The organism is Anaerotruncus massiliensis (ex Togo et al. 2026), assembly GCF_900199635.1.
Taxonomy (GTDB): Bacteria; Bacillota; Clostridia; order Oscillospirales; family Ruminococcaceae; genus Anaerotruncus; species Anaerotruncus massiliensis.
Genome location: NZ_LT962687.1, coordinates 897,343 through 916,794 on the forward strand (window position 1 = coordinate 897,343; position 19,452 = coordinate 916,794).

At 63.4% G+C, this 19,452-nt stretch carries 17 protein-coding genes and 4 tRNA genes; 16 read left to right on the plus strand and 5 right to left on the minus strand.

What is annotated here, in order from left to right; translation table 11 throughout:
• Positions 1–110 precede the first annotated feature (110 nt).
• From C1A13_RS04840 to C1A13_RS04870, 7 genes are all read left to right on the plus strand, one after another.
• Positions 111–455: a phenylpyruvate tautomerase MIF-related protein gene (locus tag C1A13_RS04840; protein WP_101549632.1), complete on the plus strand. Its 345-nt coding sequence runs from the start codon at positions 111–113 to the stop codon at positions 453–455.
• Positions 456–567: 112 nt separating this feature from the next.
• On the plus strand, positions 568–837 hold the full coding sequence (locus C1A13_RS04845) for a DUF1294 domain-containing protein (protein WP_101549635.1): 270 nt from the start codon (positions 568–570) through the stop codon (positions 835–837).
• A gap of 32 nt (positions 838–869) precedes the next feature.
• Positions 870–1,943, plus strand: a complete 1,074-nt coding sequence (locus C1A13_RS04850; protein ID WP_101549637.1) for a 6-phosphofructokinase — start codon at positions 870–872, stop codon at positions 1,941–1,943.
• A gap of 148 nt (positions 1,944–2,091) precedes the next feature.
• Positions 2,092–2,168 (plus strand) — tRNA-Asp (locus C1A13_RS04855).
• A 4-nt stretch (positions 2,169–2,172) separates the two neighbouring features.
• Positions 2,173–2,248 (plus strand) — tRNA-Phe (locus C1A13_RS04860).
• Positions 2,249–2,251: 3 nt separating this feature from the next.
• Positions 2,252–2,327 (plus strand) — tRNA-Gly (locus tag C1A13_RS04865).
• A 64-nt stretch (positions 2,328–2,391) separates the two neighbouring features.
• Positions 2,392–2,466 (plus strand) — tRNA-Cys (locus C1A13_RS04870).
• A 605-nt stretch (positions 2,467–3,071) separates the two neighbouring features.
• Here the strand turns inward: C1A13_RS04870 and C1A13_RS04875 are convergent.
• Positions 3,072–3,830 carry a creatininase gene (locus C1A13_RS04875; RefSeq protein WP_101549639.1) on the minus strand — a complete coding sequence of 253 codons (759 nt, stop codon included), beginning with the start codon at positions 3,828–3,830 and terminating at the stop codon, positions 3,072–3,074.
• Positions 3,831–4,029: 199 nt separating this feature from the next.
• Between C1A13_RS04875 and codA the strand changes: the two genes are divergently transcribed.
• Positions 4,030–5,364 carry a cytosine deaminase gene (gene codA, locus C1A13_RS04880; RefSeq protein WP_101549641.1) on the plus strand — a complete coding sequence of 445 codons (1,335 nt, stop codon included), beginning with the start codon at positions 4,030–4,032 and terminating at the stop codon, positions 5,362–5,364.
• Here codA and C1A13_RS04885 read toward each other — a convergent pair.
• Positions 5,296–6,486: a PucR family transcriptional regulator gene (locus C1A13_RS04885; RefSeq protein ID WP_101549643.1), complete on the minus strand. Its 1,191-nt coding sequence runs from the start codon at positions 6,484–6,486 to the stop codon at positions 5,296–5,298. The two genes, codA and C1A13_RS04885, sit on opposite strands and share 69 nt — an antisense overlap.
• Positions 6,487–6,625: 139 nt before the next feature.
• Between C1A13_RS04885 and C1A13_RS04890 the strand changes: the two genes are divergently transcribed.
• From C1A13_RS04890 to C1A13_RS04920, 7 genes are all read left to right on the plus strand, one after another.
• Entirely contained in the window at positions 6,626–8,038 is a 1,413-nt protein-coding gene (locus C1A13_RS04890; protein WP_101549645.1) for an ADP-ribosylglycohydrolase family protein, read from the plus strand.
• A gap of 62 nt (positions 8,039–8,100) precedes the next feature.
• Positions 8,101–9,174 (plus strand): BMP family ABC transporter substrate-binding protein, encoded by a 1,074-nt coding sequence (locus C1A13_RS04895; protein ID WP_101549647.1) that lies wholly within the window; start codon positions 8,101–8,103, stop codon positions 9,172–9,174.
• A gap of 92 nt (positions 9,175–9,266) precedes the next feature.
• Complete coding sequence (locus tag C1A13_RS04900; RefSeq protein ID WP_101549649.1) at positions 9,267–10,793, plus strand: ABC transporter ATP-binding protein; 1,527 nt, start codon at positions 9,267–9,269, stop codon at positions 10,791–10,793.
• Entirely contained in the window at positions 10,783–11,877 is a 1,095-nt protein-coding gene (locus C1A13_RS04905) for an ABC transporter permease (RefSeq protein ID WP_101549651.1), read from the plus strand. The genes C1A13_RS04900 and C1A13_RS04905 overlap by 11 nt, the downstream gene beginning before the upstream one ends.
• A gap of 1 nt (position 11,878) precedes the next feature.
• Positions 11,879–12,784 (plus strand): ABC transporter permease, encoded by a 906-nt coding sequence (locus C1A13_RS04910; RefSeq protein ID WP_101549653.1) that lies wholly within the window; start codon positions 11,879–11,881, stop codon positions 12,782–12,784.
• 22 nt (positions 12,785–12,806) lie between these two features.
• Positions 12,807–13,286 (plus strand): ureidoglycolate lyase, encoded by a 480-nt coding sequence (locus tag C1A13_RS04915; RefSeq protein WP_101549655.1) that lies wholly within the window; start codon positions 12,807–12,809, stop codon positions 13,284–13,286.
• A 13-nt stretch (positions 13,287–13,299) separates the two neighbouring features.
• Complete coding sequence (locus C1A13_RS04920) at positions 13,300–14,196, plus strand: ribokinase (protein WP_101549658.1); 897 nt, start codon at positions 13,300–13,302, stop codon at positions 14,194–14,196.
• Positions 14,197–14,535: 339 nt separating this feature from the next.
• Here C1A13_RS04920 and C1A13_RS04925 read toward each other — a convergent pair whose 3' ends face one another.
• Together C1A13_RS04925 and C1A13_RS04930 are read right to left on the minus strand one after the other, a co-directional pair.
• Positions 14,536–15,300: a hypothetical protein gene (locus tag C1A13_RS04925; protein WP_101549661.1), complete on the minus strand. Its 765-nt coding sequence runs from the start codon at positions 15,298–15,300 to the stop codon at positions 14,536–14,538.
• 171 nt (positions 15,301–15,471) lie between these two features.
• Positions 15,472–16,128 carry a hypothetical protein gene (locus C1A13_RS04930; RefSeq protein WP_101549663.1) on the minus strand — a complete coding sequence of 219 codons (657 nt, stop codon included), beginning with the start codon at positions 16,126–16,128 and terminating at the stop codon, positions 15,472–15,474.
• Positions 16,129–16,323: 195 nt separating this feature from the next.
• Here C1A13_RS04930 and C1A13_RS04935 point away from each other — a divergent pair, with 195 nt between their 5' ends.
• Entirely contained in the window at positions 16,324–17,043 is a 720-nt protein-coding gene (locus tag C1A13_RS04935; RefSeq protein ID WP_101549665.1) for a glycerophosphodiester phosphodiesterase family protein, read from the plus strand.
• Positions 17,044–17,127: 84 nt separating this feature from the next.
• On the opposite strand, the gene C1A13_RS04940 is transcribed toward C1A13_RS04935, so the two are convergent.
• On the minus strand, positions 17,128–19,353 hold the full coding sequence (locus C1A13_RS04940; RefSeq protein WP_101549667.1) for a hypothetical protein: 2,226 nt from the start codon (positions 19,351–19,353) through the stop codon (positions 17,128–17,130).
• Between the last annotated feature and the right edge of the window lie 99 nt (positions 19,354–19,452).

A 19,452-nucleotide genomic window follows, 5' to 3' on the forward strand; every position in this document is an offset into this window, starting at 1 on the left:
TCCCGTGCAAGTCCGGCGGCGGGACGGAAACGGCCGTCCCGGAAAAACGATTGAAAACACGGCGGGAACGGGATATAATAAGCGCAGAAAAATTTGAGGGAGGAATCGCAATGCCCTGCATCCAGACAAAGGTAAACGTCACGCTCACCCCGGAAAAGGAGGAGGCGATCAAGCAAAAATTCGGACAGGCGATCACCGCCATCCCCGGCAAGACGGAAAACTGGCTGATGTGCACGTTCGAGGACGGCTGCCGCATGTATTTCCGCGGGGAGGCCGGCGCGCCGATGGCCTTCGTGGAGGTCAAGGTTTACGGCAAGGCGCCCGCGTCCGCCTTTGACAGGCTGACCGGGGAGATCACCGGCATCCTGCGCGACGAACTGGATATCGCGCCCGACCACGTCTACGTCAAATATGAGGAGGTGGCCAGCTGGGGCTGGAACGGCGCGAATTTTTGAGCCGTAAAAGGGGCGGGGAGCGTGCTCCCCGCCCTTCTGCCGTGCGCCTTTCCATCGGCGGAAAGATGTGGTATACTGATTTTGCGAAGATTCCGAATGAAAGGATGAGCGGATGGGAACCGTCTTGATGTGGGCGCTTTTCGCGGTCAACGCGGCGGGACTGGCGGCCTGCGGGCTCGACAAGTGGAAGGCGAAGCGCGGCGCGTGGCGCATCCCCGAGAAAACGCTCTTCTTCTTCGCCGTGATCGGCGGGGGATGGGGCGTGTGGGCCGGCATGTATCTCTTCCGGCACAAGACGCGCCGCTGGTATTTTGTGGTTGGAATCCCGGCGATCACGCTGGCGGAATACGGGCTGCTCGTGTGGGCGCTGCTGGTTCGGTAATCGGACGGGTTTTGCGTAAGGAGGAAAAGGAAATGGCAAAAAGAGTGGGAATTTTAACGGCGGGCGGTGACTGTCCGGGACTGAACGCGACCATCCGCGGGGTGGCCAAGGCGCTCTACCAGAAGATGCCGGACGTGGAGATCGTCGGCGTGGTCGACGGCTTCAAGGGGCTGATCAAGGGCGAGTACCATGAGATGAAGCAGTCGGATTTTTCCGGCATCCTGACGCGCGGCGGCACCATCCTCGGCACGGCGCGCACCCCCTATAAAAACATGAAGATCGTCGAGAACGACGTGGACAAGGTCGCCGAGATGAAGGGCAACTACAAAAAGATGAAGCTCGACTGCCTCTTCGTCCTGGGCGGCAACGGCACCCACAAGACGGCCAATCTGCTCTCCGAGGAGGGGCTCAACATCATCGGCCTGCCCAAGACGATCGACAACGACATCTGGGGCACCGACGTGACGTTTGGCTTCCATACCGCCGTGGGGATCGGCACCGAGGTGGTCGACCGCATCCACACCACCGCGAGCAGCCACAAACGGGTGATGGTCATCGAGATCATGGGCAACAAGGCGGGCTGGCTCACCCTCTACACCGGCGTGGCGGGCGGTGCGGACGTCATCCTCATCCCCGAGATCCCCTACGACATCAAAAAGGTCGTCAAGGCGATCGAGCGGCGGGCGGCGTCCGGCCGGGGATTCTCGATCGTGGTGGTCGCGGAGGGCGCGTTCGACGCCGAAGAGGCCAAAATGAAAAAGAAGGAGCGCGCCGAAAAACGCGCCGCCGAGGGGATCACGACGGCGACGGCGCGCATCGTGCGGCAGATCGAGGAGAGCTCGGGCTCCGAGACGCGCATGGTCGTGCCGGGGCACTTCATCCGCGGCGGCGAGCCGTCTGCCTACGACCGGGTGCTCGCCTCCCAGTTCGGCGTTTACGGCGCGGAGCTCTTCAGCCGCGGCATCTTCGGCGTGACCGTCGCCCAGCAGAACAACGAGATCGTCCACAACCGCCTGTCCGACGTCGCCGGAAAGACGAAATTCGTCCCGGTCAACGACCAGATGATTTTTACAGCGCGCAGTTTGGGTATTTCCTTCGGCGATTAGGGAATACCATAGGCGGGAGGATTTCCTCCCGCCCGCGTCTGGTTTTTTCCGCCGTTCTTTTTTCAAGATTCTTCCCCGAATCCTATTGACAAAAACGGTGGGAACGATTATAATAAATATCGCGCTGTTCGACAAGACCGGCGCAGATGGCCCGGTAGTTCAGTTGGTTAGAACGCTAGCCTGTCACGCTAGAGGTCGTGGGTTCGAGCCCCATCCGGGTCGCCAGTTTGCCTTTGTAGCTCAGTTGGTAGAGCAGAGGACTGAAAATCCTCGTGTCGTTGGTTCGATTCCGACCGAAGGCACCAAACGCGGGTTTAGCTCATTTGGCAGAGCGCCACCTTGCCAAGGTGGAGGTAGCGAGTTCGAGCCTCGTAACCCGCTCCAACAAAAAGAGGTCGGGAATGGAAACTTCGCGCCTCTTTTTTCATATACTGCGGTATATGATAGCGGCGCCGTAGCCAAGCGGTAAGGCAGAGGTCTGCAAAACCTTCATTCACCGGTCCGATTCCGGTCGGCGCCTCCAAAGGACAAAACCCCCGCTGCGAAAGCAGCGGGGGTTTTTGCGCATCCGCGGCGTGGAAAGCAAAAAATCTGCAAAACCAGCATTTACCGGTCCGATTCCGGTCGGCGCCTCCAAAGGACAAAACCCCCGCTGCGAAAGCAGCGGGGGTTTTTGCGCATCCGCGGCATGGAAAGCAAAAAATCTGCAAAACCAACATTTACCGGTCCGATTCCGGTCGGCGCCTCCAAAGGGCAAAACCCCCACTGCGAAAGCAGCGGGGGTTTTTGCGCATCCGCGGCATGGAAAGCAAAAAATCCGCAAAACCAACATTTACCGGTCCGATTCCGGTCGGCGCCTCCAAAGGACAAAACTCCCGCTGCGAAAGCAGCGGGAGTTTTTGCGCATCCGCGGCGTGGAAAGCAAAAAATCCGCAAAACCTTCATTCACCGGTCCGATTCCGGTCGGCGCCTCCAAAGGACAAAACCCCCGCTGCGAAAGCAGCGGGGGTTTTTGCGCATCCGCGGCATGGAAAGCAAAAAATCTGCGAAACCAACATTCACCGGTCCGATTCCGGTCGGCGCAAAAACAGGGCGGCGGATCCATACGGACCCGCCGCCCTGTTTTTGTCAGCCCGGGAAGGCCGTACCGACGATCTCGACGAGGCGTGGGAGAACCGCCTCGACGATCAGCCGCCCCTTTTCCGCCGAGGAGGAACGCGCGGTCGCGAGGACCCCGGTGGAGGGAATGGCGTCTTTATCGATGGGGTATTTGAAGTAGGGGCAGGGCGCGGCGCCCTTTGAATCGACGATGAGCTCCTCCCGCACAAGCTCGGGCGCGAAGTAGAGCATGAGGGAGGTCTCGGTGATCGCCGCGTGCTCGAACGCCCAGCCGGGGAAGGGCACCTCGTCGAAGAGGCGGGCGATCAGTTCCTCGGGCATGGGGTCCCACCAGTTGGAGAGCAGGAGGGTGACACGGTCCCCATAACGGGCGCTGCACAGGTCCATCGCCTCGATGAGGAAGGGGTCGTTTTCAAAGTGCGCGTTCATAATGAAGATTTTGGTGAAGCCGTCCCGCACAAACTCGTCGAACAGGTCGGAGGCGAGCTGCTGGAGCGTCGCGCCGTTCAGGTCGATCGTGCCGGGAAAGAGGGGCCCGCCGCCGCTCAGGGGCTTCGATTTATAGCCGTAGGAGAGGGTGGGGGCGACCACGCCGCCGACCGCCTGGGCGAGCCGGCAGGCGAACTGCTCGGCGAGCACCGCGTCCACGCAGAGCGGCAGGTGCGGCCCGTGCTGTTCGGTCGCGCCGACCGGGAGGATGAGGACCTGGTCCTTTTTCGCCTCAAATTCCCGCCAGGTCATCCGTTCCATCTTGACTTCTTCAAACATACAGCGCCCTCCTTTTGGATGTTCATCACATAATCAAATGATAAGGGAAAAGGATTGTGGCTACAATGTACAAAAAGTCCGAAAGCTCGCCAAATGCTTGTACGCAGGGTACAATGACGAAGCCGTTTCGCTGTGCTATGCTTTTTAACAGAGAACACGGCGGCCACCGGCCCGCCTGGATCAAAGGGGATTTCGGGACATGAAGAGAACCTTATTTCTGAACGCGAAGCTCAAGGGCGCCGCCGGCGTCACCGACCTTTTGGTGGAGGACGGCGTCTTTTCGGAGATCGCTCCCGGCTTGGGCGCCCGGTATCCGGAGGCCGAGCGGGTGGACCTCGGCGGGAAGCTGACGCTTCCGCCCTATGTGGAACCGCACATCCATCTGGATTATGTATATACGGCGCGCGAACCCGGCGCGAAAAACCACAGCGGGACCCTCTTCGAGGGCATCCAGCGCTGGTCGGAGACAAAGGGCGGCATGTCCGGGGAGGAGATCAAGCGCCGCGCCCGCATCGCCCTGCGCAAGCAGATCCTGAGCGGCATCCAATACGTCCGCACCCATGTGGACGTGACCGACCCCAACCTCACCGGCCTGAAGGCGATGCTGGAGCTGCGCGAGGAGGTCTCCGACCTCGTCACCATGCAGATCATCGCCTTCCCGCAGGAGGGGATGTACTCCTTCCCGGGCGGCGACCGGCTCGTGGAGGAGGCGCTTAAAATGGGCGCCGACGTCGTCGGCGCGATCCCGCACTTTGAATTCACCCGCGAGTTCGGGCTGCGCTCGGTCAAAAGGGCGGTCGAGCTCGCGGTCAAATACGGAAAGCTCGTGGACATCCACTGCGACGAGACGGACGACGAGCAGTCCCGCTTCCTCGAGGAGCTGGCCGCGCAGGCCTACCTCGGCGGCATCGGCGAACTGACCACCGCCAGCCACACCTGCGCGATGGCCTCCTACAACAACGCCTACACCGCCAAGCTCTTTAAGCTGCTCAAGCTCGCGAAGCTCAACTTCATCTCCTGCCCGACCGAGAACATGCATCTTCAGGGCCGGTGCGACAGCTACCCCAAGCGCCGCGGCGTGACCCGCGTGCCCGAGCTGCTCGCCGAGGGACTCAACGTCTGCTTCGCGCAGGATTCGATCTCCGACCCGTGGTATCCGCTCGGTTCGGGGAACCTCATGAACATCCTCGACGCCGGCCTGCACGCCTGCCAGCTCACGAGCATCGAGCAGATCTACGGCGCGCTCGACCTGATCACGGTGAACGGCGCGAAGACGCTGCACATCCAGGACGCCTACGGCATCGCGCCGGGCAGGGACGCAAACTTTATCGTGCTCAACGCCGCCGACGAGTTTGACGCGGTCTGCGAACGCGCGAGCGTCGCCTGCTCGGTGCGCGGGGGAGAATTCCTCTTCCGGCGGTTCGAGCAGGTCGAAACCGACCGGGGCTTTTTGCGGGAGGAACCGCTATTTTTCGATGAATTCCGCGGCAAGGATGCTGTTGAAGAGTTCGTGCCGGACAAACGCATCGTCTAAATCCTTGGCAAGCAGCCCCTTGATCGTATTGAGGCGGTAGATGAGGGTGTTGCGGTGGATATAGAGCGCCTGGGAGGTCCGCAGCAGGTTGCAGTTGTTGTAGAGGTAGCTGCGCAGCGTGCCCACGAGGTCGGAGCCGTTCTTCCGGTCCGCCTCGAGCAGCGGCCCGAGGTTCTCCCGGGAGTACTTCCGGATCTCCTCGGGGTTCTCGATTTCAAAGAAGAGCCGGAAGATGCCGAGCTCGGAATAGTGCAGCACCTGTTCCCGGCTGATGCCCTTAGCCATCGTGGCCAGCGCCTTTTTGGCCTCCGAGTAGCTCGTCCGGATGGGGCAGCCCTTCTGGCACACCCGCCCGAAGCCCAGGCGCAGCGGCGCGTGGGGATAGCGCTTGGAGAGCACGCCGAACGTCTCGGTGAGGCATTTGTCGAGCGCGTCGGCGTCCCGTTCGGTCTTGCCGAGCGCGAGGCAGACGACCGTGTTGAGGTACCCCATCGCCAGGACGCTGCGCCCCTCCCCCTCGCCGCACGATTTGAGGGTGTGGGAGAGGTCGCTCTTGATGGTGTCCAGGGCGGCGGCCGCCGGGTCCCCGGCCTGGATCTCCGCCACCGCGATGAAGCGGAAGGCGCGCTGGGGGATCCCGAACAGCCCGGAAAGCTCCTCGAAGGTGCGGCTGTCGTCCGCGGAAAAGAGCAGCTGCTCCAGGAACCGCTGCCCCTTCTTCGCCTGCTCCTTGCGGTACATAATGTTTTCGGAGATCTCCTGCGTCACGTCGATCAGCTTGACGTCCCAGGGCATCTCGAAGAGCGGGAAGCAGGACGCGTCGGCCAGCTCGACCAGCGACGGGGGGATTTCGGGGATGTAGCGTTCCCCGGTGAGCATGACCATGCCGGCCAGCCCCTTGGAGACCGATTCACGCATGAGGGAGAGCAGGCTCTCCTCCCCGCAGTCGAGACCCGCGCCCGAAATGAAGATCAGCTCCCCGCCGTGCAGCCACTGGGAGATGGTCGAGGTGGTGCAGATGAACGGCCAGGAGATCTGCCGGTAGAGCCCCTTTTCACCGGCGACCAGCCGGATCTGCCTGAAGTGCCTGAGGCCCTTGAGGTCCGCGCAGGAGATGGACATGGGGCGCCCTCCTTCCAAAACAGTGCAGGCGGCAAACGCAAAAAAACCTGATCGTACCAGCCTGAAAGTATCAGGACCATTATAATACAAGCCCTATTTTTTGACCATGTCATAATTTTACAGATAGGAGTGTTACCGCATGAAACAAGCGTGGGAATGGGATTATGAAATGTTCAGCGGCGCGGTGCCGGTGAAGGACCGCACCGACCTCATCCAGTGGGACAACCTTTTGGAGGGCAAGTTCCTCGAGGAGGCGCGCCAGATGCTCGAGAGCGGCAAGGGCGCGTGGACCAAGCCCCTGCCCGAGTCGAAGGCGCCCTACTCCAAGATGCTCGGCGCGATCAGCAGCATGGCGAACATGGGCTACGACGTCACCGAGGCGGACAAACTCATCCCGCTGGCGTTCGACGCGATCCGGGAGGACCGCCTCATCGACCTGCAGGTCCTCAACGCGCGGGTGTTCAAGGCGCTCGCCGAGGCCCCCAAGATCGAGGGGCACCCCTACTGGTCCTGCGTGGTCTACGAGAGCTTTGAGCAGTACCTGCAAAACGCGCAGCTCTGCGAATATCCCGATTACCGGCTTCCCGGCCGGGAGGAGCTCTTCGACCGGGTGCACGCGGGCTGGCTGGGCGAGATCATCGGCTCGGCGCTCGGCACGGCGGTGGAGGGCTTCAAATCCTCCCGGCTGTGGGAGGTGTTCGGGGAGATCGACGGCTACGTCAAGCCCCCCGAGACCCTCAACGACGACATCACCTTCGAGCTCGCGCTGCTCGAGGCGTTCCGTGAAAAGGGCTACGCGATCGATTCCGACGACATCGCTGACAAGTGGGTGGGGCTCATCCCCTTCGCCTACACGGCCGAGGAGGTCGCCCTGCGCCACATGCGCTCGGGCATCTATCCGCCGCAGAGCGGCTACCTCGTCAATCCCTACCGCGAGATGATCGGCGCCGCGATGCGCGCGGCCATCTGCGGCGCGCTCGCCCCCGGCAGGCCCAGGCTGGCCGCCGAGCTCGCCTGGAAGGACGGGCGGGTCTCCCACCACAACAACGGCATCCTCGCGGAGGTCTTCAACGCGGTGCTCGTCTCGATGGCCTACGTCGAGACCGACATGCGCACCGTTCTGGAGAAGGCGATGCGCGCCATCCCGATGGACAGCGAGTTCTACACCGTGCTCGAGTTCGCCTTCGAGGCGTGCGAGAAATCGGCGACCTACCGCGAGGCGTGGGAGCTGTGCGAGGAAAAATACAAGCACTACAACTGGGTGCACTGCTACCCGAACATGGCCTCCGAGGTGATCGCGATCTACTTCGCGGGCAACGACTACCAAAAGGCGATGAGCATCCTGATGATGTCCGGGCAGGACAACGACTGCACCGGCGGCCCGATCGGGCACGCCTACGGCGCGATGCTCGGGACGGCGGCGCTCGACAAAAAGTTCACCGAGCCGCTCGAGGACCGGCTGGACACCTACGTGCGCACGATGGAAACCCAGAGCATCACCTCCCTTTCGGAAAAGACGACCGACGCGATCTTAAAGCACTGGCAGGAATAACGGACCCAGGAGGAAAGGAAGCCTCTTAACGATAAGCTAGGAAGAAAGGAAGTTATGAAAAAATGAAAAGATCGATCTCTCTGCTTCTCTGCCTCGCGCTCTTAGCGGGCGTCTTCGCGGGCTGCGCGACCGCCCCCGCCCCCTCGCAGGCCAGCCAGGCCCCCGCTTCCGAAGAGGACGCCGCCCCCGCCGAGGAGCCCGCCGCACAGGCCGAAGCGAGCGTCCCGACCGGCGACAAGCCGATCGCGCTGCTCATCCCGTCCCCCGTGGGCGACCCGTTCATCGCGCTGTGCGTGAAGGGCCTTGAGAAGCTGTCCGCCGAGACCGGGGCCGAGCTCAAGATCATTGAGACGCTCGACAAGGCGGAATATGAGGATCAGGTCCGCGCGATGGCCGAGCTGGGCGCCAACCCCGTCTACTGCATGTGGGGCGACCTGTCCGAGCTGGCCGTCAAGGTGGCTCCCGAGTATCCCGACACCAAGTTCATCCTCGCGGACGTCTACATGAAGACGAACGAGCCGAACGTCAGCTCGATCTCCGTCGACCCGTACGCCTCCTCCTTCATCGCGGGCTATCTCGCGGCGAACACCACCGAGGCCAAGAAGGTGGGCTTCATCGCCCACGCGGACCGTCCCGTCAGCCGCCGGTACCGCGACGGCTTCATCGCCGGCGTGCACCACGTCGATGAGAACATCCCCGTCGAGGTCGCCTACGTCGGCAACGACCAGGACCCCGTCAAGGGCCAGGAAGTCGCCAAGCTGATGATCCAGAATAACGGCGTCGACCTCATCTTCCAGTCCGCCTCCCGCAGCGGCCTCGGCGTCATCGCCGGCTGCGCCGACCAGGGCATCAAGTGCATCGGCAGCGACGACTACCAGGGCGACGTCGATCCGTGCGTCTTCTGGTCCGCCCTCAAGCCGTTCGACGAGGCCCTCTATGTGGAAGGCAAGAGCGTGTTCGACGGCACCTACGAGAGCGGCGACAAGGCCTACGGCCTGGCGCAGGGGCTCCCGATGTACGATCAGCGCGACTTTGACAAGCTCCCCAAGGAGCTGCAGGACGGCGTGCTCGAGATTGTCGAGGGCATCAAGAACGGCACCATCCAGGTCACTGAGGACGAAAACGTTGTAAAATAACCCCCGAACGCTCCGGTGGGCGGCAGGAAGGCTCCTGCCGCCCGCCGAATAATCCAACGGACGGAATGGTTCCGCTCAGGATGGAGGCAATTATGGAAGACGTCATTCTGGAAGTCAAGGGGATGTGCAAATACTTCGGCTCGCTCGTCGCGAACGAGGACATCAACATGACGGTGAAGCGCGCGTCGGTGCATTCGATCATCGGCGAGAACGGCGCGGGCAAGTCGACGCTGATGAACATGATCGCGGGCATCTATAAGCCGAGCAAGGGCGAGGTGTTCGTCAACGGCAAAAAGGTCGTGTTCCGCAACCCCAACGACGCGGCGAAATGCGGGATCGGCATGGTCCACCAGGAATTCATGCTCTATCCCGAGCTTACGGTGCTGGAAAACCTCATGATGGGCTTTGAGACCACCCGTATGGGATATTTCCTGGACAGGAAAAAGGCGAGGAAGGATATCCAGGAGATCTGCGACAAGTACAAGTTTTCCATCCCGCTGGACGAAAAGGCGCAGGACCTGCCTGTTTCGCTTCTCCAGCAGGTGGAGATCGTGAAGGTCCTCTACAAGGGCGCGGACATCATCATCCTCGACGAGCCGACCGCGGTGCTCACCCCGCAGGGGATCGAGGGCCTGTTCGATGCGATCCGCTATCTGACTGAACACGGAAAAACTGTGATCCTGATTACCCACAAGCTCAAAGAGGTAATGGAGATCTCTGACTATATTACGGTGCTCAAAAACGGCCGCGTCACCGGCAACCTGACCCCCGCCGAGGCCAGCGAGCAGCTGCTCGCGAGCCTAATGGTCGGGCGCGAGGTGCTTTTCAACACCCAGAAGCAGGAAAAGGAGATCGGCGAGGACCTGCTGGCCGTGAAGGATTTGACCGTCAAGAGCGACGACGGCGTCGTCAAGGTCAAGAACGTCAGCTTCTCGGTGAAAAAGGGCGAGATCGTCGGCGTCGCGGGCGTCGCGGGCTCGGGGCAGGGAGAGCTGATCGAAAGCCTCTTCGGGCTGCGCAGGCCCGAATCGGGCGAGATCCGCTACAAGGGGGAGAACATCACCCACCTCTCCCCGCGCGGCCACCGGGTCGACCGGATCGGCTACGTCCCGCAGGACCGCCTCGGCACCGGCTGCGCCCGGGATTCGAGCATCCTGGAAAACTGCATCATGGGCTACCATGTGGCCCACAAGTTCAAAAACCCGCTGCTCGTCAACAAAAAGGAGGCCGAAGGGTTCTCCAAACAGGTCGTCGAGGACTTCTCGGTCAAGGCCGAAAGCGTCTACACGCAGATCGGCACCCTCTCGGGCGGCAACATCCAGAAGGTGGTCGTCGGGCGGGAGTTCTGCCAGGAGAACGACCTGCTGGTCGTCGAGGACCCCACCCGCGGCATCGACGTGGGCGCGATCGAGTTTATCTGGCAGAAGATCATCCAGATCGCGGAGGCGGGCGTCTCGGTCCTGCTCGTGAGCCACGAGCTCGGCGAGGTCATGGAGCTTTCCGACCGCATCCTCGTCATGTATAACGGCGAGATCACCGGAAACCTGCGGAATACCGACGAGCTGGACGAGCAGACGGTCGGCATGTACATGTTGGGAGGGAAAAGGGATGAAGCTTAACCTCAGGCTTTCCACGAACGGAAAGCTCACCGTCCTCAAATATCTCGTCGCCGCGCTGCTGGTCATGATCATCGGATCGATCATCATCCTTTCCCAGGGCAACAGCCCGGCGGAGGCGTTCAAGGCGCTCGGCGTGGGCGCGTTCGGCAGCGTCAGCGCGATCGGCACCACGATCCGCTGGGCCACCCCGAGCATCATCACCGGCATCTCCGCCGTCATCGCCTTCAAATCGGGCATCTGGAACGTGGGCATCGAGGGGCAGATGTATTTCGGCGCGTTCGTCTCGGCGGTCGTCGGCTACCAGCTGCTCATGCCCCGCGGGGTACATATCGTCGTCTGCCTGCTGGTGGCGGGGCTCAGCGGCATGATCTTCTCCTTCATCCCCGCCATCCTCAAGCTGCTGCTCGACGTCAACGAGCTGATCAGCACCCTGATGCTCAACTACGCGGCGCTGCTCTTCACCGAGTACCTGACCTTCAAGTACATGGGCTTCGACGCGTCCGAGCTGGCCGACGCGATCGCCACCCCGGACATGCAGCCGACCGCCCGCCTGTCGGTGCTCCTGCCGCGCACGAGCGCGACGACGGCGATCTTCATCGCCATCGGCATCGCGATCCTGGTGCACCTGCTCTACAAGTACACCGTCAAGGGGTACGAGCTCAAGATGGTCGGCGAGAACCTCAAGTTTTCCAAGTTCGGCGGCGTCAACTACAAGAGCACCTTCCTGACGATCTTCCTGCTCAGCGGGTTCATTGCGGGCATGTGCGGCGGCACCGAAATGATGGGCACGTTCGGCAAGTTCCGCCCCGGCTTCGCCACCAACCTCGGCTGGGACGGCGTCATGATCGCCTCGATCGCCAAGAACAACCCCATCGCGGTCATCTTCATCTCGTTCATCTGGGGTGCGCTCAAGAGCGGCTCCTTCCACATGGAACGCGTCACCGAGACCAACCGGCTGGTGATTTCGGTGCTCCAGGCGCTCTTCGTGCTGCTTGTCGCGATCGACTACGAGGCGCTCTACAAGTGGTTCTGCGACCAGAAACAACTGCGCATGCTGCGCAAACAGGAAAGCGGGGTGCAGTGAGATGCTGGGAATTCTGCTGAGCACCTCCACGCTGGCGGCGACCGTCCGCCTGTCTGCGCCGCTCGCGCTGGCCACGATGGGCAGCGTCTTCGGCCACAAGGCGAAAATCTTCAACATCGGGCTGGAAAGCTACGTGCTCACGAGCGCCTTCTTTGCCACCTGGGGCAGCTACCTCTTCGAGAACGCGTTCATGGGGCTGCTCTTCGGCATGGCCAGCGGCGTCGTGATGTCCGCGATCTTCGGCACCTTCGTGCTGCACTTCAAGTCCGACCCCATCGTCGTCGGCATCGCGATGAACCTGAGCGCATGGGGGCTCACCTCGCTGCTCCTCTTCAACATCTTCCACATCCGCGGCTCGATCATGGACCCGCGCATCAAGAGCTTCGGCAGCATCGACATCCCGCTGCTGGGCAGGATCCCCTTCGTGGGCGAGCTGCTCAACAACCATAACATCCTCGTTTACGCGGCCTTCGCCGTCGTGATCGTCTCGCAGATCGTCATGTACAAGACCCGCTTCGGCCTGCGCCTGCGGGGCGTCGGCCTCAACGAAAAGGCGATCCAGAGCGCGGGCGTCTCGGTGACCAAGTACAAATGGGCCTCGCTGATCATCACCGGCGTGCTCGCGGGCGCGGCGGGGGCCTGCCTGCCGCTGAGCGGCATCTCGATGTTCACCGAGAACATGTCCGCCGGCAAGGGCTTCCTCGCGGTCTCGGCCGCGCGCATCGGCAAGGGCGACCCCTTCAAGGCGTTCTTCGCCTGTCTGATTTTCGCGTTCGCGGACGCGGTGTCGGTCGGTCTCCAGAGCTTCAACATCCCCTCGCAGCTCGTGCTGATGACCCCCTATATCGCCACCGTCGTGGTGATGTGCCTGACGAACCTCGATCAGCTCAAGAAAAACGCCGTCTGACGGCCGGAAAGGGTTGGATAGGATGACCATCAAGGCGATCCCCATCGGGGAGTTCGACTTTACCCCCTACGGGACCTACTACAATCTGAAGGAGGACGCCGAACGGGTGTCCCACACCAAGACCGACGCCTATGAGGACCACATGACCAAAGCCCCCCTCATCGACACGCTGGGGCACCTGGGCTACACGATCGGCGGGGCCGCGCCCTGCGAGGTGCGCTCGATGGAGAAGCACGCCCACACCGAGGAGGCGATCTTCTGCATGGCGGAGCCGGTCATCCTCTGCGTGGCGCTGCCGCACGGCGGCGAGCCGCCGCGCGCGGAGGACGTGCGCGCAGTGCTGCTCTCCCCCGGGGAGGCGGCCGTCATGGCGCGGGAGGTCTGGCACGACGCCTGCCGCGGGCTCGGAAAGCCCGCCGGCTACTACTACCTCGCGAAGGCGGGGGAGCGCCCCGCCGACTGGCTGCCGGTGAGCGGCGGGCCGGTCGCGCTCGAATACTGAGGGGGGCCCCGCGATGCGCGTATTGAACTTCGGCTCCCTCAACATCGACTACGTCTATTCCCTCGACCACATCGTCGCGCCCGGTGAGACGATCACCTCCCGGGGGCTCGAGGTCTTCCCGGGCGGCAAGGGCCTCAACCAGTCGGTGGCGCTCGCGCGCGCGGGCGCCGAGGTCTGCCACGCGGGTATGGTGGGAGAGGACGGCGGCATGCTGCTCGACGTCTGCCGGGAGGCGGGCGTGGATGTGAGCCGCGTGCGCACCGCCGGAACCCGCACCGGCAACGCGATCATCCAGGTGAGCGCGAAGGGACAGAACAGCATCGTGCTCTATCCCGGCGCGAACCGCGCGATCACGCGGGAATACGCGGACGGGGTGCTCGCGGATTTCGGCCCGGGGGACCTGCTCCTGCTGCAAAATGAGGTAAATCTCGTGGACTACCTGATCGACCGCGCGCATGAGCGGGGGATGACCATTGCGCTCAACCCCTCGCCCTTCGACGAGCGGATGCTTGCTTGCGACCTTCGGAAGGTGGATATCTTCCTCCTCAACGAGGTGGAGGGCGCGCAGATCTCCGGCAGGGAGGACCCCCTGGAAATCCTGCCGGAGATGCTCTCGCGGTTCCCCGGCTCCCGTATCGTGCTGACGCTGGGGAAGAGCGGCGTCCTCTACGGGGAGGGGGAAACGAGGCTCTCCCACGGGGTGTACGACGTGCCCGTCGTGGACACGACGGCCGCGGGGGACACCTTCACCGGCTTTTTCCTCGCGGCGGCGCTGGGAGGGGAGACGGTGGCGGAGGCGCTGCGGCTCGCGTCGGCGGCCTCCTCGCTGGCGGTATCCAAAAAGGGCGCGTCCTCCTCGATCCCGACGATCGAAGAGGTGCGCGCCGCGAGGCTCCCTCTGTCAAAATAGCCCCCGGGGGCATAAGGAAGGGCCGGGCGATGGGAAAAATCCCATCGCCCGGCCCTTATGTGATCGCCGCCTCCCGCGCCGCCGGCCCCGCCCGCGCCCGCGAAGGCCGCGGGCGCGGGATCTCTGTGCCGGTGTGGTTATAACAGGAGGGTCGGGTGTAACAGGAGAACGGCTGGTGGATGCCCGGGAAGGCATGGTGTGGCAGAGCGGTGCATCTTTGGTTACCTCCCAAAGAAACGGGGGAACACCCCCATTGACAGGATATGCGCGGACGGGGGGAGGGGTGCGGGGAAAAACGGAACCGGCCCCGCCGGGCCGGGACCGGTTCCGAGGGCTTTCTCAGCCCGCCTCATCCCGCACGCGGAAATCCTCGAGGGAGGAAAAGAAAAACTTCCGGTTGCCGAAAAAGTAAAAAAGGAAAAAGAGGCAGACGAGCACGAAGAGGCCGCACTCGACCGTGTTGGCAAAGAGGGTGAAGTCCTCTCCCGTCTTGACGAAGAGCCCCACGAGCTTGCCGATCAGGGAGGTGGCGGCGGGCTGCGCTCCGCCCATCATGCCGTCCATCCCCATGCCGGCCATGCCCATCCCGCCGGACGGGTCCATGCCGCCCATCGCGCCCATGCCCCCGCCCGAAAAGATCGACAGGGAGCTCCCGGCCGCGGCGGCGACCCCCTCCTGAAGGGAGGAGAAGAAGGCCGTGAGCCCGCCGGAGATCGACAGGGCCGCCTGCGCCGCCGGGGCGACGGCCGCCTGGAGGTCGGCGGAGACCGCCCCGCCCCGCCCGTCGAGCAGGTTGGGGAAGAAGGTCTGGATGACGCGCGACGCCCCCGCCGCGAAGAGGAAGACGATGTTGCTGAAGAAGGCGTAGCGGTCGACGCCGTAGACCGATAGCCACGCCGCGGCGCCGAGGACGAGGATGATAAACGCCGACAAAAACTCGGTGACCGTCTCGAACTGGGCGCTTGCAACGGTGGCGCGCCAGGTAAAGCTGACCGCCTGCCAGACGACGAAGACCGGCAGCAGCAGATAGATATAGAGATTCAGCGCGCCCATCGGGCGCCCGTAATATTCGATTTTCCTGGCGCGGTAGTCCTTGCTACCCATGGCAATCCCCCCACATCTGGCCGCGACGCCCCTCGGGCGGTCGCCGCGCAACACAATCATATCACAAAATGCGCAAAGGTCCAACCATAGAGTGCGGCGTTTGGCGCGTTTTCCTGCGGACGGCCGAAAAAAAGTCCCCGCCCTCTGCGGGCGGGGACGGGACGCGCGGGTTCATTTGGCGAAGGAGGGCAGGACGGCCTTGGTCCCGGGAGCCGCCCCGGATCCGTCGGAGGCCGGCTTGGAGGCGGCGTCCCGCTTCTCTTCGGCGCGGTCGGCGTCGGTGACCCTGCGGGGGGAGAGCGCGCCGGAGGCGTTTTCCACCTTCTGCGCCGAGATCACATAGGTGCCGGGCGCGCGGGTGCGGATCGCGAAGACGGGGTCGCCGTCGCCCGTCTCGGTGGCGGTGAAGCTGGAGGTCACGTCGGTGAGACCGGTCTTTTTCACCTGGTAGATCGTCACGTCGCCCGGCTTGACGGTCAACTCCCCGTCTTCATCCACGAAGCGGTTGTAGAGCAGCAGGGTGGGCGCGGAGGTGGCGGGGATCGACGGGTTCACCGTGAAGGCGTAGAGGTAGGCGTCGAGGTCGTAGAAATCGGCCCCATAGGCGCAGTCGTCCCAGTCGGTCGACAGCTCGACGTAAAACTTCTCCGCGTCGGAATCCGCCTTGAAGGAGAGCTTGGCGTAGGTGACGTTGTCGTTGCCGAAGGTGACGGTGTTGTCGCCGTTTTCGTTCGGCTTGACGACGCCGCCCATCGAAGACGCGAAGGCGGCGGTCGCGAGCGCGGACGCCGTCAGGACGGCGAGGAGCAGGGAGATCCATTTTTTCATGTCGGTTCCTCCTGAAAGCTGTGTTGGGTCCGGTAAAGAACAACTCCATTATACCCGCAAAATGTGAATAATGCGTGAAATCTTTTCCAATTTCCCCGGAAAGACCGGGCGGGCGTTGCAGCGGGGCGCGGCGCGTGGTAAAATGGAACCGGCCGGGAAACCGGCCGATCAAATCTGTCATGGAGATTATGCGCAATGCTGCTGAAAGGATATCAGAAGGTGGCCCACCGGGGGCTGCACGCGGCGGGGAAGGGGGTCCCCGAGAACTCCCTGCCCGCGTTTCGCGCGGCGGCTGAGGCGGGCTATGCGATCGAGCTGGACGTGCACCGCGCTGCGGACGGGACGCTCGTGGTCTTCCACGACCACGACCTGCGGCGGATGACGGGGGCGCGGGGGACGGTGGAGCGGATGGACTTCCGGAGCCTGCGCCGCCTGCGGCTGGGCGGTACCGCCTGTACGATCCCGCTGCTGCGGGAGGTGCTCGAATGTGTGGGCGGGCGGGTGCCGCTGCTCATCGAACTCAAAAACGGCGGGCTTCCCGGCGCGCTGGAGCGCACGCTCGTGCGGGAGCTCGCGGGCTACCGCGGCCCGGTGATCCTCGAGTCCTTCAACCCCCTCACCGTCTGGTGGCTGCGGAGAAACGCGCCCCATCTTGTGTGCGGCCAGCTCGCCTGCCGGAAGTACGAGGGCCTGCGGGACGGCCTGCGCGCCTACGCCCTGCGGCATATGCTCTTCAACTGCGTTTCGAGGCCCCAGTTCGTCGCCTACGAGCTGGGCGGCATCACCGAAAAGCTGCGGCTGAAATGCCGCCGCAAAAGGCTTCCGCTGCTCGCGTGGACGGTGCGCACCCCGGAGGAGGGCAGGCTCGCGCGCGCCAGGTGCGACGGCATGATCTTTGAAGCGATCCGCCCGTGAACGGGCATAAAACGAAGGGGCGCCCCCGGCCATCGGCCGGGGGCGCCCCTTTGCTGTGAACGGACCGGAAGCCCGGCAGGAAAGTCAGCGCCCGGTGTTTGGCACGGGCTTCCGGTTGTTGTTGACTTCAATGGTGGGCTTTTCAACGTCGGCCGGGCGGCTGGAGGGCTTCCTTTCAGGCAGGTCGGCCTTGCCGTCCGAGACGATGTAGGTGCCCAGCGTGAAGGTCCGGATGGAGAGCACCCGGTCGCCGTCGTCGTTTTCCCCGAAGTTGAAGAGGTGGGTCTTGTCGACCAGCTCGCCGTCGCCGTCCACCTCGTAGACGTGGATGCGGCTTTCACGCACGGTCAGGTCGCCGTCCTCGTCGACGAAGGGGTTGTAGAGGGAGAGGGTCGGGCGGGTCGCCGCCGGGACGCGGGGGTTGTCGACAAAGTCGAAGAGGTAGGCGTCCACGTCGTGGAAGTAGTCGAGGTAGTCGGCGTCGTTCCAGCGGGTGGAGAGGCGCGGGCAGTAGTAGTCGGCGTCCGAATCCGCGAGGAAGGTCATCGAGGCGACCGGCCCGTCCGCGTTCTCCCAGGTGACGATGTTGCGCTCGTTTTTGACCGGCTTGATCACGACGCCCTTTTCACCGATCGTGAAGGTCGCGTCGTCGTCCACCCGGTTTTCATTCTGGATGTAGAGCTTGAAGGCGTGGTAATAGGTCTTGCCCGACTGGAGGCGCTCCTCCTGGGTCGCGCCCTCGAAGTAGGCTTTGTAGGCCTCGTCCTTCGCCTTCTGGGCGGCGGGCACGACGGTGTTTTTCTGCTCCGCCCACAAAAGGTAGGTCTCGCCGTACTTGGCCGCGGCGTCAGATTTCGCCTTGGCGGCGTCGGCGTCTGCCTTGGCCCGGTTCACCTGCTCGATGGTGACCGGCGCGCCGAGCGGGGAGAGGTTCGCCGCGGTGAGTTCCTGATACCGGGCCTCGAGCTTCGCTCTGTCGCCGTTGAGCGTGGTAAGTTGGCCTTCGAGCGCCTGCCGCTGGGCGGCGTTGCCCGCCTGCGGCGCCGCGTCGTCGATCTGTTTTTGCAGCTCCGCGGCCTGCGCCTGCATACTGCTGATCCGGCCCGCCTGATCAACCGCCAGCGTCCAGAGCTGTCCGCCGACGGCGGCCCAGTTGCCGCCCTCGTCGTCAATCAGGGGAACGTCGTTAAAAATGCTGCCCTCGCCCTGAAGCCCCCGCAGGATGGCGTTGACGCCTGCCGTGTCCTTTTCCTCCGGGTCCTCTTTCGCGTTCTCGGACGCGAAGATGTTGAGCAGCGCGTCCGGGTGCTGCGTCCGGGGCAGGTTCCCGGTCGTGAGCCCTTCGCCAAGCGCGAGGGCGGCGTCGACGTCGACGCCCAAACCGGTGAGCACTCCGGTGAGGCCGCTGATATTCTGCTTGAGCGCGGCCAGCGCCTCCTGGAGCGCGGACGTGTCGGCCGGCTGCTCGGTGGGAAGGGCGGCGATCTGGTCGTTTACCTCCCTGATCTTCGCGTCGAGGTCGGCGAGCTGCTGCCGCAGCTTTTCCGCCTCGGCCGTGAGCGACTGGGTCTTCTGCTCCGCGTCGTACTGCGCCTTCAGGTCCTCATAGACCTTCTGCAGCCGGTCGGCCTCGGCTTTCAGCGCGTCGGCGCCGGGGATCTTTTCAACCGGGCTGCCGGGGCTGAACGCGGCGTAACCCGCGTCGGCGGCGAGCTGTTTGAGCTCGTTCAGCAGGTCCTTCTGCCTGTTTTCCGCGGCGGCCAGTTCCTTGACCGCCTGCTCGTAGGCGGCGCCGAGCTGTTCGGGCGTCAGGTCCGCGCTGCGCGCCGAAGGGCCCGCGAGCTTGAACATCGGGAAGAAGTCCCGGCCCCCGAGGCTCGGATAGTGGGTGACGATCAAATCCTTGCGCGCCTTGATCTGCGCCTCCATCTCGACCTTGTATTCGTCGGCGGAGAAATTGTCCTTGATCGAGAACCTGATGCAGACGTAGCGGGTGCCGTTGAAGCGCTTTTCCACGATGTCGGCTCCGCTGACCAGCTTGCCGTTGGTCTTTTTCTTCATCGAGAAGCGGACGACGTCCTTGTCGGTCAGGATGTCGTACCCCGCCACGGAGGAGGGCCCGATGATATAGTAGTAGTCGTCGCCGGGCTTCAGGGTGTCGTAGCCCGAATCGTAGGCGGATTCGCCGTCCCCGTTCAGGATGGTGCCGACGACCGGGTCGGTATAGATGTCGTAGGCCGCCGCGAAGGCCGCGACGTTCAGCGACAGCACGCAGGCAACCGCCAGAAGCAGTGCGAGCAGTTTTTTCATGGTGAGATGCCCCCTTCTTTGCTCTTGCGTTTCCAGTTTCTCTCTCTTTCCGGTTACTCTTATAACCAAATTGGAAGCCGCCGGGGGACAGATCCCTGT

What these genes read in the sequence shown, in the direction of transcription:
- C1A13_RS04910 (WP_101549653.1), top strand. Translation starts at nt 11,879, where the DNA reads ATGCTGGGAATTCTGCTGAGCACCTCCACGCTGGCGGCGACCGTCCGC.
- C1A13_RS04845 (WP_101549635.1), top strand. Translation starts at nt 568, where the DNA reads ATGGGAACCGTCTTGATGTGGGCGCTTTTCGCGGTCAACGCGGCGGGA.
- C1A13_RS04890 (WP_101549645.1), top strand. Translation starts at nt 6,626, where the DNA reads ATGAAACAAGCGTGGGAATGGGATTATGAAATGTTCAGCGGCGCGGTG.
- C1A13_RS04925 (WP_101549661.1), bottom strand. Translation starts at nt 15,300, where the DNA reads ATGGGTAGCAAGGACTACCGCGCCAGGAAAATCGAATATTACGGGCGC.
- C1A13_RS04900 (WP_101549649.1), top strand. Translation starts at nt 9,267, where the DNA reads ATGGAAGACGTCATTCTGGAAGTCAAGGGGATGTGCAAATACTTCGGC.
- C1A13_RS04850 (WP_101549637.1), top strand. Translation starts at nt 870, where the DNA reads ATGGCAAAAAGAGTGGGAATTTTAACGGCGGGCGGTGACTGTCCGGGA.
- C1A13_RS04930 (WP_101549663.1), bottom strand. Translation starts at nt 16,128, where the DNA reads ATGAAAAAATGGATCTCCCTGCTCCTCGCCGTCCTGACGGCGTCCGCG.
- C1A13_RS04895 (WP_101549647.1), top strand. Translation starts at nt 8,101, where the DNA reads ATGAAAAGATCGATCTCTCTGCTTCTCTGCCTCGCGCTCTTAGCGGGC.
- C1A13_RS04935 (WP_101549665.1), top strand. Translation starts at nt 16,324, where the DNA reads ATGCTGCTGAAAGGATATCAGAAGGTGGCCCACCGGGGGCTGCACGCG.
- C1A13_RS04940 (WP_101549667.1), bottom strand. Translation starts at nt 19,353, where the DNA reads ATGAAAAAACTGCTCGCACTGCTTCTGGCGGTTGCCTGCGTGCTGTCG.
- codA (WP_101549641.1), top strand. Translation starts at nt 4,030, where the DNA reads ATGAAGAGAACCTTATTTCTGAACGCGAAGCTCAAGGGCGCCGCCGGC.
- C1A13_RS04840 (WP_101549632.1), top strand. Translation starts at nt 111, where the DNA reads ATGCCCTGCATCCAGACAAAGGTAAACGTCACGCTCACCCCGGAAAAG.
- C1A13_RS04915 (WP_101549655.1), top strand. Translation starts at nt 12,807, where the DNA reads ATGACCATCAAGGCGATCCCCATCGGGGAGTTCGACTTTACCCCCTAC.
- C1A13_RS04905 (WP_101549651.1), top strand. Translation starts at nt 10,783, where the DNA reads ATGAAGCTTAACCTCAGGCTTTCCACGAACGGAAAGCTCACCGTCCTC.
- C1A13_RS04885 (WP_101549643.1), bottom strand. Translation starts at nt 6,486, where the DNA reads ATGTCCATCTCCTGCGCGGACCTCAAGGGCCTCAGGCACTTCAGGCAG.
- C1A13_RS04920 (WP_101549658.1), top strand. Translation starts at nt 13,300, where the DNA reads ATGCGCGTATTGAACTTCGGCTCCCTCAACATCGACTACGTCTATTCC.
- C1A13_RS04875 (WP_101549639.1), bottom strand. Translation starts at nt 3,830, where the DNA reads ATGTTTGAAGAAGTCAAGATGGAACGGATGACCTGGCGGGAATTTGAG.